The 14,728-nt window shown below is 58.3% G+C and carries 11 protein-coding genes and 1 pseudogene; 9 read left to right on the top strand and 3 right to left on the bottom strand.

Going from position 1 to position 14,728, the window contains the following annotated elements; all coding sequences use genetic code 11:
* The 7 genes from PMI35_RS16995 to PMI35_RS17025 all read left to right on the top strand — a co-directional run.
* A partial coding sequence (locus tag PMI35_RS16995; protein ID WP_008059387.1) for an MBL fold metallo-hydrolase occupies positions 1-517 on the top strand: 517 nt, incomplete at its 5' end.
* Positions 518-641: 124 nt separating this feature from the next.
* A complete protein-coding gene (pqqC, locus tag PMI35_RS17000) occupies positions 642-1,394 on the top strand; it encodes a pyrroloquinoline-quinone synthase PqqC (protein WP_008059386.1) in 753 nt (250 codons plus the stop codon).
* Positions 1,391-1,663, top strand: coding sequence for a pyrroloquinoline quinone biosynthesis peptide chaperone PqqD (pqqD, locus tag PMI35_RS17005; RefSeq protein WP_008059385.1), 273 nt, complete (start codon positions 1,391-1,393; stop codon positions 1,661-1,663). Before pqqC ends, pqqD begins: the two co-directional genes overlap by 4 nt.
* Positions 1,641-2,783, top strand: coding sequence for a pyrroloquinoline quinone biosynthesis protein PqqE (pqqE, locus tag PMI35_RS17010; protein ID WP_008059384.1), 1,143 nt, complete (start codon positions 1,641-1,643; stop codon positions 2,781-2,783). Before pqqD ends, pqqE begins: the two co-directional genes overlap by 23 nt.
* Positions 2,784-2,985: 202 nt before the next feature.
* Complete coding sequence (gene ercA, locus PMI35_RS17015) at positions 2,986-4,149, top strand: alcohol dehydrogenase-like regulatory protein ErcA (protein WP_008059382.1); 1,164 nt, start codon at positions 2,986-2,988, stop codon at positions 4,147-4,149.
* On the top strand, positions 4,133-5,869 hold the full coding sequence (locus tag PMI35_RS17020; protein WP_008059380.1) for a PAS domain-containing hybrid sensor histidine kinase/response regulator: 1,737 nt from the start codon (positions 4,133-4,135) through the stop codon (positions 5,867-5,869). The genes ercA and PMI35_RS17020 overlap by 17 nt, the downstream gene beginning before the upstream one ends.
* A gap of 204 nt (positions 5,870-6,073) precedes the next feature.
* The gene (locus tag PMI35_RS17025) at positions 6,074-7,720 is read left to right on the top strand and encodes a phosphoethanolamine transferase (RefSeq protein ID WP_008059378.1); all 1,647 of its coding nucleotides are present in this window, start codon (positions 6,074-6,076) and stop codon (positions 7,718-7,720) included.
* A 112-nt stretch (positions 7,721-7,832) separates the two neighbouring features.
* Here PMI35_RS17025 and PMI35_RS17030 read toward each other — a convergent pair whose 3' ends face one another.
* Complete coding sequence (locus PMI35_RS17030) at positions 7,833-10,457, bottom strand: hypothetical protein (RefSeq protein WP_008059376.1); 2,625 nt, start codon at positions 10,455-10,457, stop codon at positions 7,833-7,835.
* A 5-nt stretch (positions 10,458-10,462) separates the two neighbouring features.
* Positions 10,463-10,737 (bottom strand): annotated as a pseudogene (locus PMI35_RS35275) (O-antigen ligase family protein); the annotation flags it as partial.
* A 155-nt stretch (positions 10,738-10,892) separates the two neighbouring features.
* On the opposite strand from PMI35_RS35275, the gene PMI35_RS17035 reads away from it, so the two are divergent.
* Both PMI35_RS17035 and PMI35_RS17040 read left to right on the top strand, forming a co-directional pair.
* A complete protein-coding gene (locus PMI35_RS17035; RefSeq protein WP_008059374.1) occupies positions 10,893-12,932 on the top strand; it encodes an NADPH-dependent 2,4-dienoyl-CoA reductase in 2,040 nt (679 codons plus the stop codon).
* Positions 12,933-13,102: 170 nt separating this feature from the next.
* Positions 13,103-14,029 (top strand): 1-aminocyclopropane-1-carboxylate deaminase/D-cysteine desulfhydrase, encoded by a 927-nt coding sequence (locus PMI35_RS17040; RefSeq protein ID WP_008059373.1) that lies wholly within the window; start codon positions 13,103-13,105, stop codon positions 14,027-14,029.
* Between the two features lie 8 nt (positions 14,030-14,037).
* Here PMI35_RS17040 and PMI35_RS17045 read toward each other — a convergent pair whose 3' ends face one another.
* Positions 14,038-14,598, bottom strand: a complete 561-nt coding sequence (locus PMI35_RS17045; RefSeq protein WP_008059371.1) for a cytochrome b — start codon at positions 14,596-14,598, stop codon at positions 14,038-14,040.
* Positions 14,599-14,728: the final 130 nt, after the last annotated feature.

The following is a 14,728-nucleotide window of genomic DNA, read 5'->3' as shown; positions in this document are numbered from 1 at the left end:
CGGGTTGCAGTGCCAGCCGATAGCACTGGAGCGTGAGCCGTTCGGTATCGGCGCCTGCGCGCACCTGCGGTTTCATGCGATTCCATTGGTCAGCAACGCACCGCCGTATTCGCCCAATCGCGGTGATCCGCAACCGGGCGACACCATCGGTTTGTTCGTTGAAGACCGGCGTAGCGGCGCCTCGCTGTTTTACGCACCTGGCCTGGGGCAAATCGATGATCAAGTGCTGGCCTGGATGCAGCGCGCCGATTGCCTGTTGCTGGACGGCACCCTGTGGCGCGACGACGAGATGCGCATTTGTGAGGTCGGCCAGAGCCTGGGCAGCGAAATGGGCCATCTGGCACAAAGCGGGCCCGGCGGCATGCTGGAAGTGCTGGAGGGTTTTCCTCGCCAGCGCAAGGTGCTGATCCACATCAACAACACCAATCCGATCCTCGATGAAGACTCGGCCGAGCGGGCCTTGCTGGAGCGGCGGGGGATCGAGGTGGCTTATGACGGCATGGATATTGTGCTGTAGCCAATGGCCCCATCGCTGGCAAGCCAGCTCCCACAGGTTTTGTGTACACCGCAGATCCCTGTGGGAGCTGGCTTGCCAGCGATGGGGGCCGACCGAACACCGCAGCGCTTTGAGGAGAACAACAATGACCAACACCCCCATGACCCCCACCGAATTCGAGCAGGCCCTGCGCGCCAAAGGCGCCTACTACCACATCCATCACCCATTCCACCAAGCCATGTACGGCGGCCGCGCCACCCGCGAACAGATCCAGGGCTGGGTCGCCAATCGCTTTTACTACCAGGTCAACATTCCGCTCAAGGATGCCGCGATCCTCGCCAATTGCCCCGACCGTGAAGTGCGCCGCGAATGGCTGCAACGCATCCTCGATCACGACGGCGTCCCCGGCAGCGAAGGCGGCATCGAAGCCTGGTTGCGCCTGGGCGAGGCGGTGGGGCTGGATCGCGAGCAAATACTTTCTCAGGAACTGGTGCTCCCCGGCGTACGTTTCGCCGTGGATGCCTACGTCAATTTCGCCCGTCGTGCCTGTTGGCAGGAAGCGGCCAGCAGCTCGCTGACCGAGCTGTTCGCACCGCAGATCCATCAATCGCGACTCGATGCCTGGCCGACCCATTACCCATGGATCGACACCGCCGGCTACGACTACTTCCGTACGCGGCTGAGCCAGGCCCGGCGCGATGTCGAGCACGGATTGCGCATCACCCTGGCACACTACGTCACCCTCGAGGCCCAACAACGCATGCTGCAGATCCTGCAATTCAAGCTCGACGTGCTGTGGAGCATGCTCGATGCCATGAGCATGGCCTACGAGCTGGAGCGCCCGCCGTATCACACCGTCACCCGCGACAACGTCTGGCACCGGGGGATTGCCCTGTGAGCCTGATCGATCGCGAGCAGTCACCGTCATTGCGCCGGGGCTTTCGCCTGCAATGGGAACCGCGCCAGGACTGCCACGTGCTGCTGTACCCCGAAGGCATGATCAAACTCAACGCCAGTGCCGGGCAGATTCTCGATCTGGTGGACGGCCAGCGCAGCGTCGCGGCGATCATCGATCGGCTGACGGCGAGTTTCCCTGACGTGCCGGGGATCGACGAGGACGTGCTGGCCTTCCTGGAGGTGGCCCATGCGCAATTCTGGATCGAGTGACGCGTTGCCGGGGCCACCCTTGTGGCTATTGGCGGAGCTGACCTATCGTTGTCCGTTGCAGTGTCCGTATTGTTCCAACCCATTGGATTTCGCCCGGCACGGTGAGGAACTGAGCACCCAAGAGTGGATTCGCGTATTCCGTGAGGCGCGGGACATGGGCGCCGCGCAACTGGGCTTTTCCGGCGGCGAGCCACTGGTTCGGCAAGACCTGGCCGAGTTGATCAAGGCCGCGCGGGACATGGGTTACTACACCAACCTGATCACCTCGGGCATCGGCCTGACCGAGCAGAAAGTGCGGGACTTCAAGGTCGCCGGGCTCGATCACATCCAGATCAGTTTCCAGGCCGCCGACGAGGCGGTGAACAACATGCTCGCGGGCTCGCGCAAGGCCTTCGCGCAGAAACTGGCGATGGCCCGGGCGGTGAAAGCCCAGGGTTATCCGATGGTGCTCAATTTCGTCACCCACAGGCACAACATTGATGACATCGCCAGGATCATCGAATTGTGCCTGGAGCTGGAAGCGGACTTTGTCGAATTGGCCACCTGCCAGTTCTATGGCTGGGCCGAACTCAACCGCGTCGGCCTGTTGCCGACGCGCGAGCAATTGCAACGTGCCGAGCGCATCACCAACGAGTATCGCGAGCGGCTTGAGGCGCAGGGCCACCCATGCAAGCTGATCTTCGTCACCCCGGATTACTACGAAGAACGTCCGAAAACCTGCATGAACGGTTGGGCCAACCTGTTCCTCGACATCACCCCGGACGGTACGGCGTTGCCTTGTCACAGCGCCCGGCAACTGCCGGTGCAGTTTCCCAACGTGCGCGAACACAGTATCGAGCACATCTGGAACGATTCGTTTGGCTTCAACCGCTTTCGTGGCGATGCCTGGATGAAGGAACCTTGTCGGTCCTGCGATGAAAAACACAAGGACCTGGGTGGCTGCCGCTGCCAGGCGTTCATGTTGACGGGGGATGCCGAGAATGCCGACCCGGTGTGCAGCAAATCGCCGCACCATGGGGTTATCCTCAAGGCCCGGGAGGAGGCCGATGCGCCGGGGCTGGGCATGGAACACCTGACGTTGCGCAATGAGAAAGCTTCGCGCCTGATCTACCGCGTATAAGCCGAACACCGTAAATCCCCTGTAGGAGTGAGCCTGCTCGCGATGGTGTGTCAGTCGACACCTGCTTCGCTGACACACCATCGCGAGCAGGCTCACTCCTACAAGGGATCTGCGATGAATCCAGCCATTGGTCTGATTGCATTAATGGCCGGATGGGTTAGTGTGGCTTTACCTTCCAAAACAATAAAAAACAGGCTTTCCAATGAGCCAGAGTCTCAGCCAGCTGCGTAAATTCGTTTCGCCTGAAATCATCTTCGGTGCCGGCTGTCGGCACAACGTCGGCAACTACGCCAAGACCTTTGGCGCGCGCAAGGTCCTTGTGGTCAGCGACCCCGGGGTGATTGCCGCCGGTTGGGTCGCGGATGTCGAAGCCAGCCTGCAAGCCCTGGGCATCGAATATTGCCTTTACAGCGCCGTCTCGCCCAACCCGCGGGTGGAAGAGGTGATGCTCGGTGCCGAGCTGTACCGGGAAAACCACTGCGATGTGATCGTCGCCGTCGGCGGCGGCAGCCCGATGGATTGCGGTAAAGGCATCGGCATCGTTGTCGCCCATGGCCGCAGCATCCTCGAGTTCGAAGGCGTGGACACCATCCGCGTGCCCAGCCCGCCGCTGATCCTGATTCCAACCACCGCCGGCACCTCGGCCGACGTCTCGCAATTCGTGATCATTTCCAATCAGCAGGAGCGCATGAAGTTCTCCATCGTCAGCAAGGCGGTGGTGCCGGACGTGTCGCTGATCGACCCCGAAACCACCCTGAGCATGGACCCGTTCCTGTCGGCCTGTACCGGTATCGACGCGCTGGTGCACGCCATCGAAGCCTTCGTGTCCACCGGGCACGGGCCACTGACCGATCCCCATGCGCTGGAAGCGATGCGCCTGATCAATGGCAACCTGGTGCAGATGATCGCCAACCCGACGGACATCGCCCTGCGCGAGAAAATCATGCTCGGCAGCATGCAGGCCGGGCTGGCGTTCTCCAACGCGATCCTCGGCGCGGTGCATGCCATGTCCCACAGCCTCGGTGGCTTTCTCGACCTGCCCCATGGCCTGTGCAACGCGGTGCTGGTGGAACACGTCGTGGCGTTCAACTACAGCTCGTCACCGGATCGTTTCAAGGTCATCGCCGAGACCTTTGGCATCGACTGCCGGGGCCTGAACCAGCGGCAGATCTGCGGGCGCCTGGTTGAGCATCTGATCGCTCTTAAGCACGCCATTGGTTTCCATGAAACCCTCGGTTTGCATGGGGTCAGTACGTCGGACATTCCCTTCCTGTCGCAACACGCCATGGATGACCCGTGCATCCTTACCAACCCGCGCGAATCCAGTCAGCGTGATGTCGAGGTCGTCTATGGCGAAGCCCTCTGACGAGCAACAACGGGCGCTGGCCGGACTGCTCGGATTAGGCAGCCATTCGGCGCGCAAGAGCCATTACCCGGAACTGGCCGCGCGCCTGGATGAACTGGAAGCCGAGCGCAACCGCTACAAATGGCTGTTCGAAAACGCGGTCCACGGGATCTTCCAGGCCAGCCTGCAAGACGGCATGCGCGCCGCCAACCCGGCAATGGCGCGCATGCTCGGCTATCAAGACCCGCAGGAGGTGCTGTTCTCCCTGGCGGATCTGGCGAGCAATCTGTTTGTCGGCGGTGTGCGGGAGCTGGAAGACATTGGCGAAATCCTCACCCACCAAGGCAGCCTGCACGGCTATGAAACCCAGTTGCGACGCAAGGATGGCAGCTGTCTCGACGTGCTGATGAACCTGCTGCTCAAGCCCGGTCAGGAAGGGCTGGTGGAAGGATTTGTCGCCGACATCACCGAACGCAAACTCGCCCAGCAACGCCTGCAGCAACTCAACGACGAACTGGAGCAGCGCGTGACCGCGCGCACCGATGAACTGCTGGAAGCCAACCGCAACCTGCAACAGCAGATCACCCAGCGCAAGCAGATCGCCGAAGCCTTGCGCGATGCCCGTGACGCCGCGGAGGCGGCCAATCACAGCAAGGACAAATACCTCGCCGCCGCCAGCCACGACCTGCTGCAACCCCTTAACGCCGCGCGGTTGCTGATTTCGACCTTGCGTGAGCGCAAGCTGCCCGAGGTCGAGCAGGTGCTGGTCGAACGTACTCACCAGGCACTGGAAGGCGCCGAGGATCTGCTCACCGATTTGCTGGATATCTCAAGGCTTGATCAAGCGGCGGTCAAGCCGGATGTCGCGCTGTACCGCCTCGACGAATTGCTCGGGCCACTGGTCTCGGAGTTCCAGTCCGTGGCCGAGGCCGCCGGCTTGCGTTTGCGTGTGCACATGGGCGACTACGCCATTTGCACGGACTTGCGCCTGATGACCCGGATCCTGCGCAACTTCCTCAGCAACGCCTGCCGCTATACCGACGAAGGCAGCATCCTGCTGGCGGCAAGGCGCCGGGGCGACAGGCTGCGCCTGGAAGTGTGGGACACCGGGCGCGGGATCCCGGCGGATCGCCTCGATTCGATTTTCCTCGAATTCAATCAACTGGACGTTGGCCGCGCGGCCGACCGCAAGGGCGTGGGGCTGGGGCTGGCGATCGTCGAGCGCATCGCGAAAATCCTCGATTACCGGATTCAGGTGCATTCACTGCCGGGCCGGGGTTCGATGTTCAGCATCGAGGTGCCGATTTCCCGTGAGGTGCCGTCGCCCATCAGCCTCACGGTGCCTCAACCGGGCACGGGTAATCCGTTGCCGGGCCGGCGTTTGCTGGTGCTGGACAATGAAGTGAGCATCCTGGAGAGCATGAGCGCGTTGCTCGGGCAGTGGGGCTGCGATGTCGTCACGGCCACCGATGAAGCCTCGGCGGTAGCGGCCCTGGCGGGCCAGGCACCGGAACTGATCCTGGCGGACTATCACCTTGACCACGGCGTGGTGGGATGTGACGTGGTCAGGCATTTGCGCGAGCATTACAGCCAGCCGATTCCTGCTGTGATCATCACCGCGGATCGTACGGATCAGTGCCGGCGCGCACTGCAACGGCTCGAAGCGCCGTTGCTGAACAAACCGGTGAAACCCGGCAAGTTGCGTGCGGTGTTGAGCCAGTTGTTGGGGGCGCCGGCTTGAAGGCAGGTCGCGGATAATCTCCTGCGAGTTGACCCGCGTGCTTACAAGAATAGTGTTGCCCTCAGTGTCTGAACCGCGCTATAGCCGAGACTCGCTACGTTTGGACGCCAAAGGAGAGAATATTTTTAACAAGATACAGCGAGCGCGCCAATTGGAGCTACCCTCTGAGGAGGCATATGGGTATCCTGCGAGAATAATAATCAAATGAAAAACTCCGCCAAAATTATCGATTACTCATTTAAAATATTAAAAGCAGAATGGCCAAATTTAATATTGTGGTCATATCTGCTGTCACCGTTGATTGTTAGAATGCTAACAAACTATCAACACTCTAAAATTGATTTATTGGTCTTTTACACCCTTGGTATGTCGGTGTTGTGGCTTTTGGCAATTAGATTTATTTCATCCAATCAATTCAAAGTTCACATCATTCTGCTGCCATTTTATTTGGTAGCAGCTGTTGATCTCTTTTTGGTTTTGAATTTCAACTCGAAATTAACGGCGGCCTATATATTTATTGGCTTGACAAACTATAAGGAGGCAAGCGAATTTTTACCGACCTATTGGCAGTCCATCAGTATTGTTTTGGTGATCTTCATATTTTGCTATGGGGCTGGATTAATAGGCCTGCATAAGCGCGAATTATATAAAAGCAAAGGTATTTTTGTTCTGGTTGTTAGCGCCTTGCTAGTGGGGTATGGGGCGTATTTTTATAAAACCGTCAAACTTAATACTCTCGGGAAATCTGCAGTCATGGATCTCCTTGCAAAAGATCAAAGCACGCCAGTAGGTTATCTATCGCAAATTGCCCTTACTGCAGACTTGTATTTGGGGACGGAGAAACTTATCAAGCGACGTCGAGAATCTGATGTAAAAATAACCAGTATGTCGAATCAATCTAATATAGAAACCATTGTTTTTGTGATCGGTGAGTCATCACGGCCGCACAACTGGTCCCTCTACGGTTATCACAAGGAGACAACCCCAAATCTCGGTAAGCAGGCGGGGATTTTCAAGTTTAATCATATTTGCACGACAGCCCCATATACCGCGATCGCGGTTCCTTCAATGCTGAGCCTTGAGCCTATATGGGATTGGGAATCCATTGTGTCAACAAAATCATTGGTGAGTATATATCGCGCAGCCGGGTACAGGACCTATTGGTTGTCTGTACAGGAAGTTGATAGTTTTGGCGGAATAATTCCACAAATAGCTGCAGAGGCACAGTACCGTCATTATTTTGAGAGAAGCTATGATGGAGCATTAATTTCAGAATATGAAAAAATACTAAAAAAAGGCGATGCAGAAAAGAAAGCCATATTTATTCATGTCAAGGGTAGTCATTTCGAGTATTCACGCCGATACCCAGAACATTTCGATAAATTCCGGCCGTCAACAAACAGTTTCAAAGACAGAATTACCGCAGAATATGATAATAGTATTTTATATACGGACTGGCTATTAAGCACAATTATTGATCAATTGAAATCAAGCAAAAAACCATCTGTCTTGTTTTATTCATCGGATCATGGTGAAAACATGATGGATGACAGTCGAGGGCTCTTGGGTCATGGCATTGGCAATAAATATGACCTCCCGGTTTCGGCATTTATCTGGGCGTCTGATAATGTTTCAAGTCAGCAATCGCTCAAGCTTTTAAAGCTGAGAGAAAGAGAAAGTCAGAAAATCAGCATTTCCTCCTTGCCACATACTCTTTTAAATATCACTGGGGTTTTCACGAGTAAGTATAAAAGTTCGGATGATTTATTAAGTGATGATTTTGTATCGTCGAAATGTCCACATCTGCTCGGCGCAGGCTATGTTCCATCGTTTGATTTTGACACCCATTAAATAGCCCTCGCTGAACAACGCCGCAAGGCGTTGATCCATCAGGCTGACTTCCTGATTTCAGGTCTGGCGTGCAATTCCACGGCAGTAAGGCTTCAAAGTCATCTCACGTCGCCTAAGGTTGTGCTTGCGTGACGCCTTTTTTCAAAAACAACCAGTTCGACGCCTGCAGGCCGTCGAACTTGATTGTATAGCGGCCATCAAGGTAGGTCGCGGGCAGCTTCTTCATTTGCCCCAGAATGCCGTGGGTGAACAGTGTCAAGCCTTGCGGCGCCTGGATTGTTAGCCTGCCCTCGAGGGGCTCAACGTAAAAAGGTATTTTGGCGTCGTCTTGGGGGATGGCACGGGTGCCTAACGAAATCAGTAAATCCTGCGATCGGCCCAAAGGCGCGTCGTCCAGACTTTGCACCACCACACTGGCGTTGGCGGTCTTCACTTGAACTTGAATGTTGCCAAGGCTGATCGACTCGCCGCCGATCCAGCCGGTAGCGGCCTGGGTACGTGGTGTATTGATGGTGTAGATGCCTTGTTTCCAGTTGCGCTTTAGCTCACCCGTGTCTGTCGTGGACTCGCTGGTATTGGTGTCCAGCAGCGACTGGCCAGGGTCATGAAATTCCTGTGCATTGCTTGGGATAACGCTCTGTTGCAACCAAGGCAATTGCGGCGTCTGTGGCATCGCGATTTCCAGCTTGCCTTTCTCCATGGCTGTGCGCAGTAGAACAGAGTTGGCCGGTGTGATCATTTGGTTGAACAGGGTGCTTGGCGTCGGCGCGAAGACGTAGGTCGTTGTTGCTTCGCGAACGTCTGCACGGCGATAAAGCAAGGCGGCGGCGGGCAGAGTGGCCAGCATTGCTGGGTCGTTATAGGCGTGCCAGTTGCTGGCACTCATGTCTTCGCCCCCCAGTGGCTCCTGGCTGTAGGCATATTGCATCAGTGCATCCCAGCCTTGGTGTCTGGCGGTGCCGGCGATATAGAGTGGCAGCGAGTGACGGTCTGGTGTCGGGAAGGGCTCATTGTTCCACTCGGTGACAGTCAAGGGTTTGCCGGTGACCTGGCCGGCGGCAAGCCAATTCACTATGCCGTCGCTGTAGAGCGGATTTTTCTCTATCTGTCCCGAGCCCCCGTAGCTATGGACGTCGATTACGTCGCCGGCGGTAAGGGCCGGCAGGGAGTTCAGACCATTGCGGCCCCAGGTACTGGTCGTGGCGATGGGGACCTTCACGCCTATTCCACGCAGGTGTTGAATCATGTCGACGTTGAAACGTCGCTCCAGATCGTTAAGGAAAAGCTTGGAGGGGCCTGGCTCCCAGGAGCGCCAGGTCTGGTCTGCAGACAGATTGTGCTGCTTGGCAAAAGCCTCGGCCTCCGCCATGTAGACGCGATTGTGCTTCGGCAAATTCTTGTCTGGCAACAAGGCGTTGCCAAAGTGATTGGTGACGTCGTTTTCGTTGGTAATCAATACGGCGGCGATCGCCGGGTCGTCTTTGTAGGCGAGTCCGGTATAGCTGTTTACATGGGTCATGTAGGCTTCGGTAAAGCGCTTCATGGCTTTCTGAATGGTGAGATTCACATAGGCATAGCCCTTGAGATAGACATAATTTTGTTCTTCTTTTGGCAATTCATCGAAGCCATCAATATTGTCCTTTTCAGTAAAGACTCGCTGGACGTGCATATCGAGCCACACATAAATGCCTTCGTCTTTCAGGCACTTGATCCACCAATCGATTTTTTTCAGCGATTGCGGGCTAAGTTGCTGGGTGCTACGCGTGACCCTACCGTCGCCAAAGATGTTCGGGAAGACCCATGGCGAGTCATGGTGGTGCAGTCGTACGAGATTGAAGCCCAGTGCCGACAGGCGTTTGGCCTGCAGTTTGATTGCATCGTCTGGCGTGTGGAACAGCGTGTAGGCCGAAAGGTTTGTGCCCCAGAAACGCGCCGCAGTGTTGTCCGCAAATAGCAATTGCTCGCCGGAGGCTTTGACGAAGCCGCGCTTGCCTGCAGGTTTTTCCTGAGCGTTGAGAAAGGACAGGTCGACCGGCGAGGTTTTCCAGTCGAGCTTGTCAGTCGGCCAGCTCTTTGGGTCCGACAGCCCGAAGCGCTCGGTAGTGGTTGGGCCGACCGCCACATCGCCAGAAACGCTCAAGGTGGCTGTGAAATCCTGGCGGCCAGGTTTGATCGTGTTCTTGTAGAAAAAAGCGCGCACCTCGGATTTACTGCCCGATTCAAAGTACACACCCGCCAGTGCGGGCTCGAAGCGCATTTCGATGCGTCGACCTTGTGCATTGCCCCAGGTCCAGCCGCGGTTTTCGGGTAGCAAAGTGGGCTCGCCCATTTCTCCAGCGAAAAGAGCGGGGTCGAATTCGAAGACGATGCCACCACCTGAAACGCCAGACTTCCCGCTGTGTGCATCCAGGGTAAAGTTCCAGGTCAGCTTTTGCTCGCCTTGCTTCTGAATCTGCGCAGTCAAGTCGAAATCCAGCGCTTTGTTTTTGCCTGCAAGGGAGTATCGATAAGGGGTGTTTACCTTGAATTCGGTCTGCAAATACGTCCAGTCCCAGTTCCTCCCAAAGAACGAGAATGTCGTAGCAACTACCGGACTGCCACCACGCACCAGCATTGGCAGGCCGTTGCGCTCATCCACACTGACGACCCAGTCCGACGCCCAGGTACGAAACGGCCAAATAGCAAAAAACGGCAGTAGCAGGAGCAGTATCCGGGGACGGCGAAACAATTGGACCATGGGTTCTACCTGAGTTGGACATGGGCACTCGCCGTGACGGCGGTCGAGGTGTGCTTGAGCCTGCGCGCCATCCGAGTATAGGCAACTCCAGTCCAGCCACCGACCAATACACCACGGGGATCACCGTGATACTGCTGACGGTAGCGATGGTGATCAGGATCCCGGCCAGTGTCGCCAGAAGTGCACGTCCGAGTCGGCGTGCCTCATCGTCTTCGTTGGGGAGCGAACGCATCCCCTTGCGGATGCCCTGCAGAACACTGACGGAAAAAACCACGAAAAGCGGGCGCCAGCTTGAGCGCGGCTGCACATTTCGGTCATTAAGTTGTCAGTTTCGGTCATTGAGTGCCGGCGGTGCGGCTCTTAGTCTGTCGAACATGACTGACGGGAGCCGTAGAGCTCTCGCTTTATCCGTGATCGCTCGCTGTGGAGTTACCGATGACCGCCGCTCACTACCCGCACCTGCTGGCCCCGCTGGACCTGGGATTCACCACGTTGCGCAACCGTACCCTGATGGGTTCGATGCACACCGGTCTTGAGGAAAAGCCCGGTGGTTTCGAGCGCATGGCGGCGTACTTCGCCGAGCGTGCCCGTGGTGGTGTCGGCCTGATGGTCACCGGGGGCATCGGCCCGAACGACGAGGGCGGTGTGTATTCCGGTGCGGCCAAGCTGACCACCGAGGAAGAAGCGCTCAAGCACCAGATCGTCACCCGCGCGGTGCACGAGGCGGGCGGCAAGATCTGCATGCAGATCCTCCACGCCGGTCGTTATGCCTACAGCCCGAAACAGGTCGCGCCAAGCGCCATCCAGGCGCCGATCAACCCGTTCAAGCCTAAAGAGCTGGACGAGGAAGGCATCGAGAAACAAATCCGCGATTTCGTCACCTGCTCGACCCTGGCCCAGCAGGCCGAGTACGACGGTGTCGAAATCATGGGCTCCGAAGGTTATTTCATTAACCAGTTCCTCGCCGCCCACACCAACCACCGCACCGACCGCTGGGGCGGCAGCTACGAAAACCGCATGCGCCTGCCGGTGGAAATCGTCCGTCGTGTGCGTGAGGCGGTTGGCCCGAACTTCATCATCATTTTCCGCCTGTCGATGCTCGACCTGGTGGAAGGCGGCAGTACCTGGGGCGAAATCGTGCTGTTGGCCAAGGCCATCGAGCAGGCCGGCGCCACGATCATCAACACCGGTATCGGCTGGCACGAAGCGCGGATTCCGACCATTGCCACCAAGGTGCCGCGCGCAGCCTTCAGCAAGGTCACGGCCAAGCTGCGCGGCTCGGTGAACATTCCGCTGATCACCACCAACCGCATCAACACCCCGGAAGTCGCCGAGCAGATCCTGGCCGAGGGCGATGCCGACATGGTGTCCATGGCGCGGCCGTTCCTGGCCGACCCTGACTTCGTCAACAAGGCCGCTGAAGGTCGCGCCGATGAAATCAACACCTGCATCGGTTGCAACCAGGCGTGCCTGGACCACACCTTCGGCGGCAAGTTGACCAGTTGCCTGGTCAACCCGCGTGCCTGCCACGAAACCGAACTCAACTATGTGCCGGTGCAGCAGATCAAGAAAATCGCCGTGGTCGGTGCCGGGCCTGCCGGCTTGTCCGCCGCGACCGTGGCCGCCGAGCGTGGCCATGAAGTGACGCTGTTTGATTCGGCCAGCGAAATCGGCGGCCAGTTCAACGTCGCCAAACGGGTGCCGGGCAAGGAAGAGTTCTTCGAGACCCTGCGTTACTTCGGTCGCAAACTGCAGACCACCAACGTCGAGGTGTGCCTGAATACCCGCGTCGATGTCGCCAGGCTGGTCGAGGGCGGCTACGACGAGATCATCCTGGCCACTGGCATTGCGCCGCGGTTGCCGGCGATTGAGGGCGTGGAAAATGCCAAGGTGCTGAGCTACCTGGACGTGCTGCTTGAGCGCAAACCGGTGGGCAAGCGTGTCGCGGTGATCGGTGCCGGCGGTATCGGTTTCGACGTCTCGGAATTCCTGGTGCACCAGGGCGAGGCCACCAGCCTGAACCGCGATGAGTTCTGGAAGGAGTGGGGCATCGATACGCACCTCGAAGCACGCGGCGGTGTCGCCGGGATCAAGGCGGCCCCCCACGCCCCGGCCCGCGAAGTGTTCCTGCTGCAACGCAAGAAATCCAAGGTTGGCGACGGCCTGGGCAAGACCACTGGCTGGATTCACCGCACGGGTCTTAAGAACAAGCAGGTGCAGATGCTCAACAGCGTCGAGTACCTGAAGATCGACGACCAAGGCCTGCACATCCGCATCGGCGAAACCGGTGAACCGCAGGTGTTGCCGGTGGACAACATCGTGATCTGCGCCGGGCAGGACCCGCTGCGCGAGTTGCAGGACGGCCTGGTGGCGGCGGGGCAGAACGTGCATCTGATCGGCGGCGCGGACGTCGCGGCGGAGCTGGATGCCAAGCGGGCGATCAATCAGGGATCGCGGTTGGCTGCGCAGTTGTAATTCGCAGGCCCAGCGTGCCAATGGCAATCGCGAGCAAGCTTTGCTCCTACGGATTTGATGTCGTTCACCCAATGGTGCTTCGACGCTGAATCCTCGTAGGAGCATGGCTTGCCCGCGATGGCGTCCGCAAGGCTGCTAAAATGCCGGCTCTTTACCCTGAGCCGGCCTCAATGCTTACTCCTCCCGCAAACTGGCTACCCCAAGCCCCCCTCGAACCCCTCCATCTCGACTGGCTCAAAACCGCCAACATCGAACTCGCCATCCTGCGCCTGGACCAGATCGACCCGCTGATCAGCGGCAACAAGTGGTTCAAGCTCACCGAACACCTCAAGGCCGCAGACCATGCAGGCGCCAAGGGCATCATCAGCCTCGGCGGCGCGCATTCCAATCACCTGCATGCGCTGGCCGCTGCCGGCAAGCGATTCGGTTTCGCCACGGTCGGCCTGTTGCGCGGGCACGCTCAGCAAACGCCCACGGTGAACGATTTGCAGGCGTTCGGCATGCAACTGCACTGGCTCGGTTATGGCGGCTATCGGGCGCGGCATGAAGCGGGTTTCTGGGAGCCGTGGCAGGCGCAGTATCCCGATCTGCTTGCGGTCCCGGAAGGCGGCGGCGGTTTGCCGGGAGCCCAGGGTTGCGTGCAGTTCAAGGCACTGGCCTGCCGGCAACTGGCTGGCCTGGGCTGGAGCGACTACGACGGTTGGTGGCTGGCCTGTGGGACCGGCACGACCCTGGCCGGCCTGGTCATGGCCGAAGCGGGGGAGCACCCGGTCTACGGCGCCCTGGCGGTGCCCGATGATCACGGTGTTGCACAGCAGGTCGAGCGCATCGTCGAAGATGCGGGTGTGAATGACCCGTCTTACGAACTGTTCGACGCCAGCCGGGGTGGCTTTGCCAAAGTCGACCCTCTGTTGCTCGAATTCATCGAGCAGACCGAACAAGCCAGCGGCATTACCCTGGAACCGCTGTACACCGGCAAGGCGTTGCTGGCGCTCAGGCAGCAGGTCGAGGCGGGGAAGTTTGCTCCAGGCACACGATTGATCTTTATCCACACCGGCGGTTTGCAGGGCCGCCGGGGATTCAGTTCACAAACCTGATAGGTGTTTCAGGTATCGCTGTTCACCCGCTTGGGCATCATCCGCAGCAAGGTGTTATCGCCCACCACATAGTGGTGATACAGCCCGGCGACGGCGTGCAGGCCGATCAGCCAGTAGCCGATGGTGCCACCGAGCACGTGCCAACCCTGCATCTGCTTGGCCAGGTCCTTGTTTTCCGCGACCAGAAGGGGCAGGTCGAAGCCGTAGAACATCACCTGATTACCTTTTGCGCTGGTGACCAGCCAGCCAAGTATCGGCATGGCGATCATGAAGATGTACAGCGCCCAGTGCATCAATCTGGCCAGCACCGTTTGCCAGCGAGGCGACGCCGGAAAGATCTGCGGTGCCGGGCCGAGGCTACGGGCGAACAAGCGAAGCCAGACCAGCACGAACACGGTCAGGCCGAGCATGAAGTGCGATTCCACGATCAGCGTTCGACCACCGCTGCCCTTGGGAAACAGGCCGCGCAGTTCGATACAGGCGTAAACCAGCGCCAGCAGGACCAGCATCAACCAATGCAGTGCGATCGACACGGTGCTGTAGCGCGAATCGGAGTTTTTCCACGGCATACGGTGTTCCTCACAGGTCCGGTTTGCAGCCACCGTTCTTGATCGACGGTGTGCTTTAACTGTAATCCTGTTTCACCGGGTTTGCCTGAGGCTATTTGACGCTGAATGCTCTGTAGGAGCTGCCGCAGGC

It is taken from the genome of Pseudomonas sp. GM78 (genome assembly GCF_000282475.1).
GTDB lineage: Bacteria > Pseudomonadota > Gammaproteobacteria > Pseudomonadales > Pseudomonadaceae > Aquipseudomonas.
The sequence above is the reverse complement of the archived record's forward strand: the minus strand, read 5'-3'. Positions and strand labels throughout refer to the sequence as shown.